This is a genomic window from Streptomyces sp. JLSY215 (assembly GCF_059682825.1).
In genome coordinates this window covers 1,691,467-1,707,022 of record NZ_CM185022.1, presented here as the reverse complement: position 1 = coordinate 1,707,022, position 15,556 = coordinate 1,691,467, and the positions used below count along the sequence as shown (strand labels likewise).

18 protein-coding genes and 7 tRNA genes are annotated in these 15,556 nt (G+C 71.1%); 15 read left to right on the top strand and 10 right to left on the bottom strand.

The annotated features are described in order from the left end of the window. The first annotated feature begins 138 nt into the window (after positions 1 to 138). Positions 139 to 1,122: a phosphotransferase family protein gene (locus AC5677_RS07685; protein ID WP_497194255.1), complete on the top strand. Its 984-nt coding sequence runs from the start codon at positions 139 to 141 to the stop codon at positions 1,120 to 1,122. Positions 1,123 to 1,254: 132 nt separating this feature from the next. Continuing rightward, a complete protein-coding gene (locus AC5677_RS07680) occupies positions 1,255 to 1,533 on the top strand; it encodes a TFIIB-type zinc ribbon-containing protein (protein WP_497194254.1) in 279 nt (92 codons plus the stop codon). A 63-nt stretch (positions 1,534 to 1,596) separates the two neighbouring features. On the opposite strand, the gene AC5677_RS07675 is transcribed toward AC5677_RS07680, so the two are convergent. The 5 genes from AC5677_RS07675 to AC5677_RS07655 form a co-directional block, all read right to left on the bottom strand. After that, positions 1,597 to 1,668, bottom strand: a tRNA-Val gene (locus tag AC5677_RS07675). 35 nt (positions 1,669 to 1,703) lie between these two features. Continuing rightward, positions 1,704 to 1,775: transfer RNA gene (locus tag AC5677_RS07670), tRNA-Val, on the bottom strand. A gap of 24 nt (positions 1,776 to 1,799) precedes the next feature. Next, positions 1,800 to 1,871, bottom strand: a tRNA-Val gene (locus tag AC5677_RS07665). Position 1,872: 1 nt separating this feature from the next. Then, a tRNA-Cys gene (locus AC5677_RS07660) sits at positions 1,873 to 1,946 on the bottom strand. 35 nt (positions 1,947 to 1,981) lie between these two features. Then, positions 1,982 to 2,054: transfer RNA gene (locus tag AC5677_RS07655), tRNA-Gly, on the bottom strand. Between the two features lie 177 nt (positions 2,055 to 2,231). Between AC5677_RS07655 and AC5677_RS07650 the strand changes: the two genes are divergently transcribed. The 3 genes from AC5677_RS07650 (at position 2,232) to AC5677_RS07640 (ending at position 5,030) form a co-directional block, all read left to right on the top strand. After that, positions 2,232 to 3,302, top strand: coding sequence for a chorismate-binding protein (locus AC5677_RS07650; protein ID WP_497194253.1), 1,071 nt, complete (start codon positions 2,232 to 2,234; stop codon positions 3,300 to 3,302). After that, positions 3,299 to 4,123, top strand: coding sequence for an aminotransferase class IV (locus tag AC5677_RS07645; protein ID WP_497194252.1), 825 nt, complete (start codon positions 3,299 to 3,301; stop codon positions 4,121 to 4,123). Before AC5677_RS07650 ends, AC5677_RS07645 begins: the two co-directional genes overlap by 4 nt. 76 nt (positions 4,124 to 4,199) lie before the next feature. Further along, a complete protein-coding gene (locus tag AC5677_RS07640; RefSeq protein ID WP_497194251.1) occupies positions 4,200 to 5,030 on the top strand; it encodes a GNAT family N-acetyltransferase in 831 nt (276 codons plus the stop codon). 21 nt (positions 5,031 to 5,051) lie between these two features. Here AC5677_RS07640 and AC5677_RS07635 read toward each other — a convergent pair whose 3' ends face one another. After that, positions 5,052 to 5,582, bottom strand: coding sequence for a DsbA family protein (locus AC5677_RS07635; RefSeq protein WP_497194250.1), 531 nt, complete (start codon positions 5,580 to 5,582; stop codon positions 5,052 to 5,054). Positions 5,583 to 5,773: 191 nt separating this feature from the next. Between AC5677_RS07635 and AC5677_RS07630 the strand changes: the two genes are divergently transcribed. Then, a complete protein-coding gene (locus AC5677_RS07630) occupies positions 5,774 to 6,244 on the top strand; it encodes a hypothetical protein (RefSeq protein WP_497194249.1) in 471 nt (156 codons plus the stop codon). Between the two features lie 68 nt (positions 6,245 to 6,312). After that, positions 6,313 to 6,468 (top strand): hypothetical protein, encoded by a 156-nt coding sequence (locus AC5677_RS07625; protein WP_497194248.1) that lies wholly within the window; start codon positions 6,313 to 6,315, stop codon positions 6,466 to 6,468. A 45-nt stretch (positions 6,469 to 6,513) separates the two neighbouring features. Here the strand turns inward: AC5677_RS07625 and AC5677_RS07620 are convergent, their stop codons facing one another. Further along, on the bottom strand, positions 6,514 to 7,080 hold the full coding sequence (locus AC5677_RS07620; RefSeq protein ID WP_497194247.1) for a CGNR zinc finger domain-containing protein: 567 nt from the start codon (positions 7,078 to 7,080) through the stop codon (positions 6,514 to 6,516). Positions 7,081 to 7,308: 228 nt separating this feature from the next. Then, positions 7,309 to 7,722, bottom strand: coding sequence for an SsgA family sporulation/cell division regulator (locus tag AC5677_RS07615; RefSeq protein ID WP_003959770.1), 414 nt, complete (start codon positions 7,720 to 7,722; stop codon positions 7,309 to 7,311). Between the two features lie 190 nt (positions 7,723 to 7,912). Here AC5677_RS07615 and AC5677_RS07610 point away from each other — a divergent pair, with 190 nt between their 5' ends. The 4 genes from AC5677_RS07610 to AC5677_RS07595 all read left to right on the top strand — a co-directional run bounded on the left by AC5677_RS07610 (position 7,913) and on the right by AC5677_RS07595 (position 9,185). Then, positions 7,913 to 8,344 (top strand): TIGR02611 family protein, encoded by a 432-nt coding sequence (locus tag AC5677_RS07610; protein WP_497194246.1) that lies wholly within the window; start codon positions 7,913 to 7,915, stop codon positions 8,342 to 8,344. A gap of 53 nt (positions 8,345 to 8,397) precedes the next feature. Next, a tRNA-Val gene (locus AC5677_RS07605) sits at positions 8,398 to 8,469 on the top strand. Between the two features lie 86 nt (positions 8,470 to 8,555). After that, the gene (locus AC5677_RS07600) at positions 8,556 to 9,017 is read left to right on the top strand and encodes an SRPBCC family protein (protein ID WP_497194245.1); all 462 of its coding nucleotides are present in this window, start codon (positions 8,556 to 8,558) and stop codon (positions 9,015 to 9,017) included. A 96-nt stretch (positions 9,018 to 9,113) separates the two neighbouring features. Then, positions 9,114 to 9,185, top strand: a tRNA-Val gene (locus AC5677_RS07595). A 125-nt stretch (positions 9,186 to 9,310) separates the two neighbouring features. Here AC5677_RS07595 and AC5677_RS07590 read toward each other — a convergent pair. Then, a complete protein-coding gene (locus AC5677_RS07590) occupies positions 9,311 to 10,036 on the bottom strand; it encodes an exonuclease domain-containing protein (protein ID WP_497196538.1) in 726 nt (241 codons plus the stop codon). 202 nt (positions 10,037 to 10,238) lie between these two features. Here AC5677_RS07590 and AC5677_RS07585 point away from each other — a divergent pair, with 202 nt between their 5' ends. The 3 genes from AC5677_RS07585 to thrS all read left to right on the top strand — a co-directional run bounded on the left by AC5677_RS07585 (position 10,239) and on the right by thrS (position 14,146). Continuing rightward, positions 10,239 to 10,826 (top strand): DUF4365 domain-containing protein, encoded by a 588-nt coding sequence (locus tag AC5677_RS07585; protein ID WP_497194244.1) that lies wholly within the window; start codon positions 10,239 to 10,241, stop codon positions 10,824 to 10,826. Next, the gene (locus tag AC5677_RS07580) at positions 10,826 to 12,049 is read left to right on the top strand and encodes a hypothetical protein (protein WP_497194243.1); all 1,224 of its coding nucleotides are present in this window, start codon (positions 10,826 to 10,828) and stop codon (positions 12,047 to 12,049) included. The genes AC5677_RS07585 and AC5677_RS07580 overlap by 1 nt, the downstream gene beginning before the upstream one ends. A 114-nt stretch (positions 12,050 to 12,163) precedes the next feature. Beyond that, the gene (thrS, locus tag AC5677_RS07575) at positions 12,164 to 14,146 is read left to right on the top strand and encodes a threonine--tRNA ligase (protein WP_497194242.1); all 1,983 of its coding nucleotides are present in this window, start codon (positions 12,164 to 12,166) and stop codon (positions 14,144 to 14,146) included. A gap of 63 nt (positions 14,147 to 14,209) precedes the next feature. Here the strand turns inward: thrS and AC5677_RS07570 are convergent, their stop codons facing one another. After that, the gene (locus tag AC5677_RS07570; protein ID WP_497194241.1) at positions 14,210 to 14,857 is read right to left on the bottom strand and encodes a potassium channel family protein; all 648 of its coding nucleotides are present in this window, start codon (positions 14,855 to 14,857) and stop codon (positions 14,210 to 14,212) included. A 61-nt stretch (positions 14,858 to 14,918) separates the two neighbouring features. Here AC5677_RS07570 and AC5677_RS07565 point away from each other — a divergent pair, with 61 nt between their 5' ends. After that, a complete protein-coding gene (locus tag AC5677_RS07565; protein ID WP_497194240.1) occupies positions 14,919 to 15,476 on the top strand; it encodes an HIT family protein in 558 nt (185 codons plus the stop codon). Positions 15,477 to 15,556: the final 80 nt, after the last annotated feature.

The following is a 15,556-nucleotide window of genomic DNA, read 5'->3' as shown; positions in this document are numbered from 1 at the left end:
GAGTTTTCCCGCGCCGCCACGGCCCGCACGGACCCGCACCGCGCGTACGATCCCAGGTCCGGGCCCCGCGCGGCCCGCCCGCCCACGCGCACAACACAACCGGCGCACCACGCACGGCTCGCAGGCCCCGGGGGCACCATGACCACCACCGCAGCACTCCTGCACCGCCTCGCCGCCCTCTCGGCGCCGGCCGCCCCGGGAACGGCCCCCGAGGTGCTCGCCGACCGCCCCGACGGCACGGTCGTCCGCACCGGCCACACCGTCGCCAAGGCCCACGCCCCCCACTGCGACGCCCACGACCTGGCCGCCCGGCTACGCGTCGCCGCGCACCCCCTCCTGCACGGCATCCTGCTGCCCCCGCTCCCGGTCACCGCCCCCGACGGCTTCCTCACCCGCACCGACGACGGCCGCGCCCTGACCCGCTGGCCCTACGGCAGCCCCGTCCCGGCCGATGACCCGGACGCCGCGCCCTGGGCGGACGCCGCCCGCCTGCTCGCCCGCCTGCACCGCGTGGACGTGGGCCAACTTCCCGGTCCCGTCCCGCCGATGCGCGGCCCCGCCAAGGCCGCCCGCGCCCTGAGCCGTATGCGCACCGCGCTCGCCCCCGGCGGCCGGCCCGCGCCGCTTTCCGCGGCCGCCGCGGCCGTCGAACGCGCCTGGGCCCTCCTCCCGCCCTGGGCCCGCGCCGCCGCCCCACCGCCCCGTACGGACGTCCTCTGCCACGGCGACTTCCACCTCGGCCAGCTCGTCCGTCATCCGGCCCCCGACGGCCCCTGGCTCTTGATCGACATCGACGATCTGGGCCCGGGTGACGGCGCTTGGGACCTGGCCCGCCCCGCCGCCTGGTTCGCCACCGGCCTGCTCGCCCCGGATATCTGGTCCCGTTTCCTGGCCGCCTATCGAGCCGCCGGCGGCCCCGCCGTCCGCCCCGACGGCGACCCCTGGCCCGCCCTCGAGATCCCGGCCCGCGCCCTGACGGTCCAGACCGCCGCACTCGCCGTCGCCAAGGCCGTCACCGCATCCCGCCCTCTGGACGAGATCGAGACAGCGGTCGTCGACGCCTGCGCCCGGATGACGTCCCTGCCGCACCAGTTGGCACCCGCCGGCCCGGACGTAGGGTGAACACCGCATCGCCGGGAGGCCGTTCCGGCGATGTCGCACTCAGCAGCAGTCCGAACCAGCCCGAAGCGGTCTGAAGCAGTCCGAAGCAGTCCGAAGCGGTCAGCGGCAGCGAATGTAGGAGTTGAGCCGACGATGCAGTGTCCCAAGTGCCATGCACCGATGCACACGTACCAGCGCAGTGGCGTCCAGATCGAGCAGTGCGCCGGCTGCCGGGGGATCTTCCTCGACTACGGCGAGCTGGAGTCGCTGAGCCGCCTCGAGGCGCAGTGGATCCAGCAGGCGCCCCCGCCACCCGCCCCGCAGGCCTACCCGGCAGCCCCGGCCTGGGGCGCCCCGCACCAGGGCCACCACGGTCACCATGGACACCACGGCCATCACCGCAGCTTCGGTCACATGCTGTTCTCTTCCTGACCGATGACCGTCTGAACAACGCCGGAGGGCCGGAGCGATCGCTCCGGCCCTCCGGCTCAGATGTGGACGATACTGGGATTGAACCAGTGACCTCTTCCGTGTCAGGGAAGCGCTCTCCCGCTGAGCTAATCGTCCTCGGGACCACGGCCCGGGGGCCGCGGAGTACTGCGTGCGCGATACTGGGATTGAACCAGTGACCTCTTCCGTGTCAGGGAAGCGCTCTCCCGCTGAGCTAATCGCGCGGGGGTCCGGTCGAGCCGGACCAGTGGACGATACTGGGATTGAACCAGTGACCTCTTCCGTGTCAGGGAAGCGCTCTCCCGCTGAGCTAATCGTCCTTGGAGGTGGAGACGGGATTTGAACCCGTGTAGACGGCTTTGCAGGCCGTTGCCTCGCCTCTCGGCCACTCCACCAGGAGTGAGGGGGTTCGGGAAGATCCCCCACATCGAGCGGACGACGAGACTCGAACTCGCGACATCCACCTTGGCAAGGTGGTGCTCTACCAACTGAGCTACGTCCGCAGGTGTCTCCCCCAGACTACGTCCGGGAGCTACTTGGCCTCCGGGGCGCTGCTGCGTCCCGGCGACGTGTTGAACTCTAGCGGATTCCGGGGCCAGTACAAAAACGCGTTTGTGCAGCGTGCTGCGCTGCTCGCTCGGCCAAGGCGGTGGTCGGGCCCCCGCCATAGACTCGGTGACGTGCGCGACTTCCCTCCCCTGGCCCGCTTCGGCGGCCTGATAGCCACCGACCTGCGCGATGTCACCACCGATCCCGCGGCCCTGGACTCCGCAGGTTGGTGGGCCGTCGTCGCCGGATTCGAAGGGGGTGTGGTCTGCGCCCGCTTCGGCGACGTCCGCCCCGCCACCGCCGCCGACGAACCCGCCCCCGGTGGCTGGGCCGGCCCCGCCCGCGAGGCCTGGGACAGTTCCATGGACCGCGACGCCTACACCGACGGCGTGCGACGGGTGCGTGAATACATCGCGGCGGGCGAGGTCTACCAGGTGAACCTCTGCCGGGTGCTGTCCGCGCCGCTGCCCGACCCCGGCCGCAGCGACGTGGACGCGCTGTCCGCGGTGCTGGCCCGCGGCAACCCCGCCCCGTACGCGGGCACGATCCGGTTGCCCGCGCACGGCGTCGAGGTCGCCTCCGCCTCACCGGAGCTGTTTCTGCGCCGCGACGGCCGTACGGTCGAGTCCGGGCCCATCAAGGGGACCGGCAGGACGGCCGCGGACCTCTCCGAGAAGGACCGGGCGGAGAACGTGATGATCGTGGACCTGGTCCGCAACGATCTCGGCCGGGTCTGCGCCACCGGCACGGTGACCGTCCCGGCACTGTGCGCCGTCGAACCGCATCCCGGCCTCGTCCACCTGGTCTCCACGGTGCGCGGCGAACTGTCCGAGGCCCACGAGAAGACGGCCTGGGCGGATCTGCTGGCCGCCACCTTCCCGCCGGGGTCGGTCACCGGCGCCCCCAAGTCCAGCGCGCTGCGGATCATCGACGAGCTGGAGCGGGCCCCCCGCGGCCCGTACTGCGGCGGCATCGGCTGGGTCGACGCCGACCGCCGCACCGGCGAGCTCAACGTCGGTATCCGCACGTTCTGGATCGACCGCGCCGCGCCGGGCGGGCCCGTCCTGCGGTTCGGTGCCGGTGCCGGGATCATCTGGGACTCCGACCCCGAGCGGGAGTGGGCCGAGACCGAATTGAAGGCGAGCCGACTGCTCGCGGTAGCGTCGGGCGTGCACGAAGTGAGCGGAGGAAAGCGACGATGAAGATCTGGCTCGACGGGGGACTGCGGGACGCCGACAGCGCCCGGATCTCGGTCTTCGACCACGGGCTGACGGTCGGCGACGGGGTCTTCGAGACCATCAAGGCCGACCGGGGACGCGCCTTCGCCCTCACCCGCCATCTCGAGCGCCTGGCCACCTCCGCCCGCGGGCTCGGCCTGCCCGAACCCGACCTCGACGAGGTACGGCGCGGCTGCGCCGCGGTCCTGGAAGCCAACCCGATGGCGCTCGGCCGGCTGCGGATCACCTACACCGGCGGGCTCTCCCCGCTCGGCTCGGACCGCGGCGACCACGGCACCACACTGGTCATCGCGGCCTCCGAGGCCCACCGCCGCCCCGACACCACCGCCGCCGTCACCGTCCCCTGGACGCGTAACGAACGCGGCGCGCTCAGCGGCCTGAAGACCACCTCGTACGGCGAGAACGTCGTCGCGCTGGCCCGCGCCCGGGAACTGGGCGCCTCCGAGGCGCTCTTCGCCAACACGGTCGGTGCGCTGTGCGAGGGCACCGGCTCCAATGTCTTCGTCGTCCTGGACGGCGAGCTGCACACCCCGCCGCTGCACTCCGGCTGCCTGGCCGGCATCACCCGCGCCCTGACGGTCACCTGGGCGGGCGCCAAGGAGACCGACCTGCCGCTGGACGCCCTCGAGCGGGCCGAGGAGATCTTCCTGACCTCCACGCTGCGCGACGTCCAGGCCGTGACCCGCATCGACGGCCGCCAACTGGCCGACGGGCCGGGCCCGGTGACGGCCGAGGCCATGCGGATCTTCGACGAGCAGGCGGCCGCGGACTTCGACCCCCGGTAGGCCCCCGTGAGGCCCCGGCGGCGGCCGGGGGCGGTCCGGGTGATGCGTGGCCCGCTCGGCAGGGTAGGAACTCCCCGTGACCACTACGCTGCGCCCCGCGGGACCCGAAGAGCGCCATGACGACGGCGGCCGGGCCCGTTCGTACGACGTCTGTGTCAACAGCCGCCGCGTCGGCGGGATCCGGCTGACCACCGACGCCCGGTTCGGGCCGGTCGCCGGCCGGATCGAGGCGCTGGACATCGACCGGCCGGACCGGCACCGCGGCCGCGCCACCGTCGCCGCGCTCGCCGCCGAGGAAGTGCTGCGCGGCTGGGGCTGCAAGCAGATCGAGGTGACCGTCCCGGCCGGTGCCGAGGCCGCCGTGCGCCTGGCCGCCGCCCTGGGATACACCGAGCGCAGCCGCAAGATGACCAAGCCGCTGGACGTGCCGCCCGAACTCCCCGACGCCAGCCATGAGCGCCGGATGAGCGCGGCGGAGTACCCGGCCTGGCGCGACGCGGCGATCGCCGAGCACATCCGGGTGCAGACGGAGCTGGGCGTGCCCCGGGAACGGGCCGAACGGGCGTCGTACGACGGGCATGCCGCGATGCTGCCGGACGGCGAACGGAGCCGGGGCCATGCGCTGCGCGTCCTTTCGCACCGCGGGGCGGACGTCGGCACGCTCTGGGTCGCGGTCGAGATCCCGGGGCATCCCGGTGGCTATGTCGTCGATGTGACGGTGGACCCCGGGCACCGCGGCCGGGGCCACGGCCGGACGCTGATGCTCGTCGCCGAGCGGGTCTGCCTCGCGGCGGGCCGGCCGGTGCTGGGGCTCAACGTGTACGCGGACAACGCCCCCGCCCTCGGGCTGTACGGCTCGCTGGGCTACCGGCCCACCGCGTACGAGCTGGGGAAACGGATCCTGTGACCGCGGCCTCGGGGTGAGCGGTCAGCCCTGCTCGGCCAGCAGCCGGTCGGCGATCTCCTCGATGCGCGCGCGCAGCCCCTCCTGGCTCTTGCCGCCGTCCAGCCGTTCGCCGCCGATCACATACGTCGGGGTGCCGGTCACACCGATGGCCTTGCCCTCCGCCTGGTCCGCGTCGACGATCAGCAGATGCCGCCCGTCGATCAGCGCGGTGTCCATCTCCTCGGCGTCCAGTCCCAGCTCCCGGGCCACCTCCAGCAGCAGCTTCTCGCCGCCCTTGGTGAGCTCCCCGGTGCGCGCCAGCACGGCCTCGATGTACGGCCATCCCCGCCCCTGCTCGACGGCCTCCTCGGCGGCCTGGGCCGCGGCGTAGGCGTGCTTGTGCTTGGCCAGCGGGAAGTGGCGCAGCCGGATGTCGAGCCGGTCGCCGTAGCGCTCGCGCAGCGTCCGCAGATCGTCCAGGGCGGCATGGCAGTCGGGGCACTCCAGCTCGCACCACACATCGAGAACGGGGCGCTGGGGGCGGGCGGGGCCGGGGGCGGTGGCATCGTTCATGGAGTCAGTCTTTCAGCCCGTGCACCGGAGCCCGAACCGGCACCTTCGGATGAGGCCGACCCCGAGATGTCCCTGAAGCCGGGCGGAACATGTCCGTTCGGGCGCCGGACAGGGCAGGATGGAAGGGAACACATCGAGCACGCGGCAGGGAGCACACCGCGGGCTCGGCCATCCACCGGCAGGAGGACCGGATGCTGACGTCGACCGTCTGTGCCGCGGTGTCGGCGGCGGGCCTGGGCATCGCCGCGCTGACGGCATACCGCAAACGCTTCCTGGCCGCGACCCGCATCGCGGCGTTCTCGCTGATCCCCATCGGTCTGGTGATGACGGGCGTCATCGACTGGGTCACCAACATCGTCTTCAAGCCCACGGTCTGGGCCGGATTCGGCGTGCTCGCCCTCTCGGCCGTGCTGTTCATGATCAGCAGGATGGTGGAGCGCCGCAGGGGCGGCACAGGCGGCCGCAAGGAGCGCAAGGCCGCCGCGGCATCCGGGCACGATGCGGTGGCCCCGGCCGCCTCCGCGCCCTCCCTCGCCAGCGGCCGCGGCGTCGCTCAGCCGACCACGAAGGCCGCCGGAAAAGCACAGGCCAAGGGCAAGGGCGGTGCACCGAAGGATGACTTCTCGGACATCGAAGCGATCCTGAAAAAGCACGGGATCTGATGAACTCCCGCTGCTGAGGCGGATATTGGGAGCGCGAAGACGATCATCTGCGCCATGATGCGCGCGAGATGAACGATGAGTGCGCCCTGGCCCGGGAGGACGCCCCGGCCCCCGAATCGCGCGGCTGTCTTTTCGCGCTGTCCCAACCACCGCTGATGCTCTTCCTCGGCATCATCGGCTTCCTGCTCCTCCTCGGCGCCGTACACGACCTCTACATCCTGTGAGCCGCCGCGCGCCGGCGCCACACCGCCGGCTCCTCGCAGGGTCCCTCAACCCGCCGCATCCCGCTGCCGGGCCCGGTACGCGGCGACATGCAGCCGGTTGCCGCAGGTGCGGCTGTCGCAGTAGCGCCGGGAGCGGTTGCGGGAGAGATCGACGAACGCATGCCGGCAGTCCGGTGCCTCGCAGTGCCGCAGCCGCTCGCGCTCCCCGGCGACGAAGATGAAGGCCAGTGCCATCCCGCCGTCCGCGGCGAGATGATCGGCGAGGGAGGCGCCCGGCGCGAAGTAGTGGACATGCCAGTTGTAGCCGTCGTGATCGGTCAGCTGCGGAGTCGTGCCGGCGGAGGCGACCAGGGTGTTCAGCAGCTCGGCGGCCTCGCGGTCGTCCTGTGCGGCGAAGACCTGGGCCAGCCGTGCGCGCAGCGCCCGTACGGCCGCCAGATCGGCCTCCCCGAGGACGCCGACATCGCTGATGTTGTTGCGCCGTACGAATTCCTCGAGCTCCGCGAGATCCGTCAGGGAGTCCGGTGCGTGCGGCGCCTCGCCCTCCGGGGCGGTGTTGAGCAGATCGACGACCGCGTCGAGGGCGCACCGGGTGTCATGGGTGATCAGCACGGTTCTGCTCCCTGGCCGAGTGGGGAGCGGACGGACGCCGCCCCCGGTGTCGTTGCCGAATGGTCGCCGACTCTAGCGCCTGGAACAAGCCTCGGCGCCGTCTCCGCGGTGGGTCCGCGGCGACGGCGCCGAAGTGTGCCGTATGAACTTGTCGGTCCTGCGCCGTCTCCCCGAGTCGGACGGTCGCAAGTGTGAGCGGGTGGTTGCGGTGGGCGGCTGGGGTGCGTCTCAGCTCTCCGCCAGGATGTGGGAGAGCTCGGTGTCGAGATCGAAATGCCGGTGTTCCGTACCGGGTGGTACGGCGGCGTCGGTCCTCTTGAGGAAGGATTCGAGAGCCCGCGCCGGGGCCTCCAGCAGGGCTTCGCCTTCCGGAGAGCTCAGGGCGATGCAGACAACACCCTGACCATGGCTCCGGGACGGCCATACGCGGACGTCTCCGGTGCCCGTGGGCCGGTGCAGGCCCTCGGCGAGGAGGTCGCGGGCGAAAACCCACTCGACCGTCTCCTCGGCTCCGGTGTGGAAGGTCGCATGCACGGCATACGGATCGGCCGTGTCATACCGCAGGCCCGCGGGTACAGGCAGTGAGGACTCGCTCGACACAACGAGGCGCAGGTGCAGCTCGCAGCTGACCGTGGTGTTCATAAGCGCCAGGGCCTTTCGCTCAGTGTGCGCTCGGGGATTCGCACGTCGGCGAAATCGACATGCCACCTACGGTGCCGTTGTAAACCCCTCTGACGGTTTTGGGTGGCTTCACGTACCTCTTACGGCGGATTGCGGGATCGTCCTCGGCGGTAATTCCGGCGGAGGGATCGCCTCCGGTAGGTTGGCGGACATGAATACGGAGAGTAACGGGGGGCCGGAAAAGGCCGAAGGGGATGCCGGTCCGGCTGAGCAACCGCTCGGTTCGCGGGCGCCGCACTTCATCAAGCGTTCCCGGTCGCTGCATCTGAGCTGGCAGGCCGGAGTTTTCGTGGTCGGCCTGGCGGTGGTGGCGGCCGGCGTGATCATGCTGCCGCTCCCGGGGCCCGGCTGGCTGGTGATCTTTGCCGGAATGGCCATCTGGGCGACCGAATTCGTTTGGGCCCAACTGGTGCTGCGCTGGACCAAGCGGAAGGTCACCGAAGCGGCACAGAAGGCGCTCGATCCCAAGGTGCGGCGCCGCAACATCATTCTCACGGCCATCGGCTTGTTGATCATCGCCGCGCTGCTCGCGGTCTATGTGGGGAAGTTCGGCCTCGTGATGCCGTGGAACGTCGGCGAGTGACCTCTGTGTGGTCGGGAGTCCCCGCCGACGTGCGGTAATGTTGGCCGTGCGCCGGGCGATTAGCTCAGTGGGAGAGCGCTTCGTTCACACCGAAGAGGTCACTGGTTCGAACCCAGTATCGCCCACCCCGGCAGACGGCCCGGAGACACGAAGTCTCCGGGCCGTCGCGGTTGTTGGGCGCACGGGCCGTCCGGGGGCGCACACTGGGATCATGCCCGACTGGTCCACCAGACTGCACCGCTACCGCTTCCGCAGCGAATGGCTGCTCAACGCCGCACCCGCCGTCGTCTATGCCGTCCTCGAACGGGCCGAGGCCTATCCCCGCTGGTGGCCGCAGGTGCGCGAGGTGACCCCGATCGACGACCATAGCGGGCTGGCCCGGTTCCGCTCCTGGCTCCCCTATGACCTGACGGTCGTGGCGACCGAGCAGACAAGGGATCCCGGGCGGGGCGTGCTGGAGATAGTGCTGCGCGGGGACATGGGGGGCTGGGCGCGCTGGACGATCCGGCCGGGCCACGGCGGGACGCGGGTCGTCTTCGAGCAGGACGTCGAGCTCTGCAAACCGCTGCTGCGCCGGCTGGCGCTGCTGGGCCGGCCGCTGTTCCGGCTCAATCACGCGCTGATGATGCGGGCCGGGCGCCGGGGGCTGGCCGCCTGGCTGGCCCGGGGGTGAGGCGGCCGTGGCCGCCGGCAGAACAGGAATTTGATGGAAGGCCGCGGGGGCCTGTATTGTTCTGCTCGTTCGCGAGGGAAAACCCCGCAGACACCCGGGCGATTAGCTCAGTGGGAGAGCGCTTCGTTCACACCGAAGAGGTCACTGGTTCGAACCCAGTATCGCCCACCGGGATCAAGGACCGGGCCGTCAGGAGACGGCCCGGTCCTTTTCGTTGGGCCGCCCGGCGAAGAACCGGCCGTAATGCCGCGGGGCCGGAAATCCCTGAATGGCCCGGAATTGCTGATGTGCAATCAGGCCACCGCAGGGAGTTCCGGACGCAGCGGCCAATGGGGATCGACCGCTTCGGGGGTGCCGCTGCGGTCGAACCACGCCTGCAGCCCGCGGGCCTGCGCGGCGTGCCAGATCGCCTGGCGGGTGTGGAGTTCGCCCGGCTGCAGCCCGTCCAGCCTGGCCGCGAAGCGGCTGCCCAGGGCCCGGACGACCCGCAGCGCGGCCAGCGCGTCGGCGGCCGCCTCATGGGCGTCGGTCAGCTCGACCTCGTAATGGGCGCACAGATCCGTCAGGGTGCGGCGGCCCTTGCGGTAGCGGTCGAGGTGTTTGTCGAGCACGCGGGGATCGAGGACGCACAGCGGGTGCCCGCCCAGATACGCGGCGAGCGAGCTGGCGCGGTGGCGTTTCAACTCGCGGTCCACGAGGGTCAGGTCGAACGGGGCGTTCATCACGACCAGCGGGCGGCCGGCCACCGACTGGGCGGCCAGGGCCCGCGCGACCTCCTCCAGCACCGGCGCCGGCCAGCGGCCGTGCAGGGCGAGATGGCCGGCGGTCAGGCCGTGCACCGCGGTCGCCGCCTCGGGTATCTCCACGCCCGGGTTGATCAGCCAGCGGGTGACACGGGGGGCCGAGCGCGGGGTCTCCTGGACCACCAGGGCCGCGGAGACGATGCGGTCCCGCTCGACGTCGATTCCCGTCGTCTCGGTGTCGAAGGCAGCCAGTGGACCGTCGTACCAGGGCGGCATCATCCCAACTCCTCGCATTCGTGGGGCGGATGACGACACGGGCCATCCGAGCTGGTGATACCCGACCCGCCGCCTTCTCGAACCGTCCTTTGTTTGACGGCCACTTGACGCGGAGACAACCACAGGGACGGGCCGCGCCGTCCCCGCGCGCTCGCCCCGTCCGCCAGACGCATCGATCGGCACGGCCCGGAAGGCAACCGCGATGACCATCGCGCAGCCCGAACCGGGCGGGCTGTCCCCCGCAGGCGCGAGGTATTCCCAGCCCGCCTTCACCCCGCAGCGCGGCGCACTCGCCACGACTGCCTGCATGGAGACCCTCCAGGTGGGCTATCTGCATGCGATCGCCGCCGCTTCCGGGTGCTCCCTGGCACAGCCCTTCCCGGACAACGGCATCGACTGGCACGTCAGCCATGCCGCGCCGGGGCACACCGTCGACGACGAGGTCACCATCAAGGTGCAGCTCAAATGCACCTACCAGACCGCCCCCCGCCCGCCGGGTCCCACCTTCGCCTTCACGCTCGACAACGACCATCTGGTGAAGCTGGCCCGTACGCCCGTATCGGTGCACAAGATCCTGGTCGTGATGCTGGTGCCACGGACCCAGGACGACTGGCTGCGGGCGAGCCACGACCGTCTCGCAGTGCGCCACTGCTGCTACTGGATCAATCTGGCCGGCCACCCCGTGACCGGCCGGCGCAGGACCACTGTGCGGATCCCGACCGCGCGGATCTTCGACGACCGAGCGCTCTGCGAGATCATGACGCGGGTCGGGGCGGGAGGGAGACCCTGATGGACCGGCAGACCCCTGAAAACGCTGTACACGCCGAACATGCCGAACACGCCCCGTACGCCGCCTACGGCGCGCGGCTGCTGGATCCCGCGCAGCTCGACCCGGCGGTGCTCAGCGCGCTGCTGGCCCGGCACGGCTGGCGGCGCAGGGGCGGGGCCGCCGGCCACTACGCCCGGTGGACGCCGCCCGGCCAAGGCGGCGGCACCAGCCTGCTGGTGCCGCACGACCGCCGGTTCCCCGACAGCGGGGAGCTGATCGCCGAGGCGCTGGCGGCGCTGGCGCAGAGCGCCGCACCCTCCGCCCGCGAGGTGCTGGTGGGGCTCGCGGTGCCCAGCGACGAGGTGCGCTGGGAGCGCGAGATCCCGGACGACGGGACGGGGGCGGCGCACTGGGTGGCGCAGGAGCAGCTGCGCGGCGCGGCCCGTTCGATGCTGGTCGCCGGGGCGCTGGGCACCTATGCCCGAGCTGGTTACTACGGTGCCCGGCACAAGCGGAGGGCGGAGGGGTTCCTGGGCGAGGTGCTGGTCGGGCCGGTCGCGGCGGGGAGCCGGGTGACCGCGTTCGTCCCGGTGCACGGCGGGCGCAGCGCCGTGTCCGGGCTGCAGCGGGCGCTGCACGCGATCCGTGACGCCACCGACTACCAGCGCGCCACCGGCCGGATGGAGGCCTTCGACGCGGCCGTGGAGCTGGGCGTCTGCCATGAGCTGGCGCAGGCGCTGATCGCACTGGTGCGGGATGCGGAGGGGGTCCGGATCGCGGTGGAGTGGTCGCCGGCCGCGGGGGCCCCGGTCGGCTTCGCGGCCCGTCCCGAGCCGGTGGAGTTCTCGCCCGGCGATCTGCCCGCGCTGCAGCAGGCCGCCCAGCGCTACGTACGGGAGGAGCCGTCGCTGCCGGTACGGGTGACCGGTGCGGTCGTCCGGCTGCGCAGGGAGCGGCCGGGCGGTCCCGGCTCGGTGCGGCTGCGGGTGATCACCGGGGCGGACGTGGGCCAGGTGCGGGTCGCGCTGGGGGAGGAGGACTACCGGATCGCCGGGCATGCGCATCTGGTGGGGCTGCCGGTCCGGGTGAGCGGGCGGCTGGAGAGCCGGGGCGGGTTCCGCCGGATCACCGGGGGCTGCGATGTCACGCCCGTACAGGTCGACGAGGCGGAGCGGGACCGGCTGCTGAAATCGCTCCAGGAGAATCTCGACGTCTTCGAGGAGGCGTGCGGGGGCGAGGAATAGCGGGCGAGGGGCGGGCGGCGGGCAAACCGTTTCGCGGTCGGGTCGGATGGCTCGGTACGATTCGGGCTGCGCAGCAATCGCTGACGCGAAAGAGACATGAGTCAGGAGAGACCGGTGTCAGACGTCCGTGTGACCGTCCAACGCGATTCCGAGCGGGAAGAACGCGTGGTGACCACGGGCACTACGGCCGCCGACCTCTTCCAGGGCGAGCGCAGCGTCGTCGCCGCGCGGGTGGCCGGGGAGCTGAAGGACCTCGCGTACGAGGTCGCCGACGGCGATGCGGTCGAGCCCGTCGAGATCACCTCCGAGGACGGTCTGAACATCCTGCGGCACTCCACCGCGCATGTGATGGCGCAGGCCGTGCAGGAGCTGTTCCCGGAGGCCAAGCTCGGCATCGGCCCGCCGATCAAGGACGGCTTCTACTACGACTTCGACGTCGAGACCCCCTTCCACCCGGACGATCTCAAGCGCATCGAGAAGAAGATGCAGGAGATCCAGAAGCGCGGGCAGAAGTTCGCGCGCCGTGCGGTCAGCGATGACGCCGCGCGCGAGGAGCTGGCGGACGAGCCGTACAAGATCGAGCTGATCGGCCTCAAGGGCTCCGCCGCGGACGCCGCCGAGGGCGCCTCCGCCGAGGTCGGCGCCGGCGAGCTGACCATCTACGACAACCTCGACGCCAAGACCGGCGACCTGTGCTGGAAGGACCTCTGCCGCGGTCCGCACCTGCCCAGCACCCGGATGATCCCCGCGTTCAAGCTGATGCGCTCGGCCGCCGCGTACTGGCGCGGCAGCGAGAAGAACAAGCAGCTGCAGCGGATCTACGGCACCGCCTGGCCGACCAAGGACGAGCTCAAGGCGTATCTGGAGTTCCTCGCCGAGGCCGAGAAGCGCGATCACCGCAAGCTGGGCGCGGAGCTGGACCTCTTCTCGTTCCCGGAGGAGCTGGGCCCGGGTCTCGCGGTCTTCCACCCCAAGGGCGGCGTCGTCCGCAAGGTGATGGAGGACTACTCGCGTCGGCGGCACGAGGTCTCCGGCTACGAGTTCGTGAACACCCCGCACCTCTCGAAGGAGCGCCTCTTCGAGATCTCCGGGCACCTGCCGCACTACGCGGAGGGCATGTTCCCGGCCATCGAGTTCGACGAGCAGAACTACCGCCTCAAGGCGATGAACTGCCCGATGCACAACCTGATCTTCAAGTCGCGGGGCCGCTCCTACCGCGAACTGCCGCTGCGCCTCTTCGAGTTCGGCACGGTCTACCGCTACGAGAAGTCGGGCGTCGTGCACGGCCTGACCCGCTCGCGCGGCTTCACCCAGGACGACTCGCACATCTACTGCACCAAGGACCAGATGCCCGAGGAGCTCGACACGCTCCTCACCTTCGTGCTCGACCTGCTGCGCGACTACGGTCTGACCGAGTTCGAGCTGGAGCTGTCCACCCGCGACCCGGAGTCGGACAAGTTCATCGGCTCGGACGAGGACTGGGAGGAGGCCACCGAGGCGCTGCGCCTGGCCGCCGAGAAGCAGGGCCTGCCGCTGGTCCCGGACCCGGGCGGCGCCGCGTACTACGGCCCGAAGATCTCCGTGCAGGCGAAGGACGCGATCGGCCGGTCGTGGCAGATGTCGACGCTCCAGGTCGACTTCAACCAGCCCAAGCGCTTCGGCCTGGAGTACACCGCGGCGGACGGCTCCCGGCAGCAGCCGGTCATGCTGCACCGCGCCCTGTTCGGCTCCATCGAGCGGTTCTTCGGTGTGCTCCTGGAGCACTACGCGGGGGCGTTCCCGGCGTGGCTCGCGCCGGTGCAGGCCGTCGGCATCCCGATCGGGGACGCGCATGTGCCGTATCTGCAGGAGTTCGCCGAGCGGGCGCGGGCCAAGGGGCTCCGGGTCGAGGTGGACGCCTCCTCGGACCGTATGCAGAAGAAGATCAGGAACCAGCAGAAGGCCAAGGTTCCGTTCATGATCATCGCCGGTGACGAGGACATGGAGGCCGGTGCCGTCTCGTTCCGCTACCGCGACGGTTCGCAGAAGAACGGGATCCCGCGCGATGAGGCGATCGCCGAGATCCTGGACATCGTGGAGCGCCGCGTCCAGGTGTGACGCCCGTGTGTGAGGTGAGGCCCCGGGGAGCGACCCGCTCCCCGGGGCCTTCTCATGCCTGGCTCATGCCTCGCCGTCCTGGCGGAAGCGCCGCAGCAGCCAGGACGAGAAGGAGCCCACCACCGCCCCGACGAGGGCCACCCCGACGAACATCAGCCCCACCGCGACCCACCGCCCGCGCGAGGTGACCGGCGTGGCGTCGCCGTACCCGGTCGTCGTCAGGGTCGAGGCGGCCCACCAGACCGCATCGCCGAAGGTGCGGATATTGGCGCCCGGGGCGACCCGCTCGTCGTTGTAGACGGCCAGGCTCGCCGCGAAGCCCAGTAGCAGCGAGGTGAGCCCGGCGTACGTCATCACCCGGGCCTCCAGGACGAGCCGCGGATGATCCCGCCGGCGCTGCATCCGGTCGTGCATGTCCACGATGCGCAGCGGGCGCATCAGCGGCAGCACGGTCACGATCAGGTCCAGCCAGCGGGTGCGGACGAAGTGCCGCCGGTCGTCGCTGAGCGACAGCCGGCCCAGGTATTCGAGGACGAACAGACCCCAGGTGACGTACGTGACGAGGGTCCAGAAGGTGTGCCAGCCGGGGGAGAGGCCCGGGACCAGGACCCGGACCGCGTAGGAGGTCAGGAAGAGCAGTGAGGCAAGCAAGAGGAACGGCTCGGCCGTCCGCTCCCACTGTGCCAGCCGCCGTTGCCTGTCCACCGGCACAGCATCGCGGAGCCCGCCGTGAGGTTCGCCCCAACGACACGCCGCCGAAGGGCGAAGCAATATGCTGGCCCGTATGACAAGCGAGCCGGAACAGCAGATCGGAGTCGGGACGCAGGACGCCTTTCAGCGCCTGTGGACGCCCCACCGGATGGCCTACATCCAGGGCGAGAACAAGCCGAGCGGCCCGGGGGCCGACGACGGCTGTCCGTTCTGCACGATCCCCGCGAAGTCGGACGAGGACGGTCTGGTGATCGCGCGCGGCGAGCGGGTCTATGCGGTGCTGAATCTGTATCCGTACAACGGCGGGCATCTGATGGTGGTCCCGTTCCGGCATGTCGCGGACTACACCGAGCTGGACGGCGCGGAGACCCTGGAGCTCGCGGAGTTCACCAAGCGCGCGATGACCGCGCTGCGGACCGCGTCCGGGGCGCACGGCTTCAACATCGGGATGAACCAGGGCACCGTCGCCGGAGCCGGGATCGCCGCCCATCTCCACCAGCATGTCGTGCCGCGCTGGGGCGGCGACACGAACTTCATGCCGGTGGTCGGCCACACCAAGGTGCTGCCCCAACTCCTCGCGGACACCCGGGCGATGCTCGCGGAGGCCTGGCCCGCGTGAGCGCCGGGCCGGCGGTCACCGCAGGCGACACGCACCCCGATAAATCGGACAGATAACCTCAAATTCGGATGATTGCCACT

Bases quoted from the DNA above. Each gene is read 5' to 3' on its own strand.
- AC5677_RS07600 (WP_497194245.1), top strand. From the start codon at position 8,556: ATGCCCGACTGGTCCACCAGACTGCACCGCTACCGCTTCCGCAGCGAA.
- AC5677_RS07610 (WP_497194246.1), top strand. From the start codon at position 7,913: ATGAATACGGAGAGTAACGGGGGGCCGGAAAAGGCCGAAGGGGATGCC.
- AC5677_RS07635 (WP_497194250.1), bottom strand. From the start codon at position 5,582: ATGAACGATGCCACCGCCCCCGGCCCCGCCCGCCCCCAGCGCCCCGTT.
- AC5677_RS07645 (WP_497194252.1), top strand. From the start codon at position 3,299: ATGAAGATCTGGCTCGACGGGGGACTGCGGGACGCCGACAGCGCCCGG.
- AC5677_RS07680 (WP_497194254.1), top strand. From the start codon at position 1,255: ATGCAGTGTCCCAAGTGCCATGCACCGATGCACACGTACCAGCGCAGT.
- AC5677_RS07630 (WP_497194249.1), top strand. From the start codon at position 5,774: ATGCTGACGTCGACCGTCTGTGCCGCGGTGTCGGCGGCGGGCCTGGGC.
- AC5677_RS07625 (WP_497194248.1), top strand. From the start codon at position 6,313: ATGAACGATGAGTGCGCCCTGGCCCGGGAGGACGCCCCGGCCCCCGAA.
- AC5677_RS07590 (WP_497196538.1), bottom strand. From the start codon at position 10,036: ATGCCGCCCTGGTACGACGGTCCACTGGCTGCCTTCGACACCGAGACG.
- AC5677_RS07685 (WP_497194255.1), top strand. From the start codon at position 139: ATGACCACCACCGCAGCACTCCTGCACCGCCTCGCCGCCCTCTCGGCG.
- AC5677_RS07615 (WP_003959770.1), bottom strand. From the start codon at position 7,722: ATGAACACCACGGTCAGCTGCGAGCTGCACCTGCGCCTCGTTGTGTCG.
- AC5677_RS07580 (WP_497194243.1), top strand. From the start codon at position 10,826: ATGGACCGGCAGACCCCTGAAAACGCTGTACACGCCGAACATGCCGAA.
- AC5677_RS07585 (WP_497194244.1), top strand. From the start codon at position 10,239: ATGACCATCGCGCAGCCCGAACCGGGCGGGCTGTCCCCCGCAGGCGCG.
- AC5677_RS07565 (WP_497194240.1), top strand. From the start codon at position 14,919: ATGCTGGCCCGTATGACAAGCGAGCCGGAACAGCAGATCGGAGTCGGG.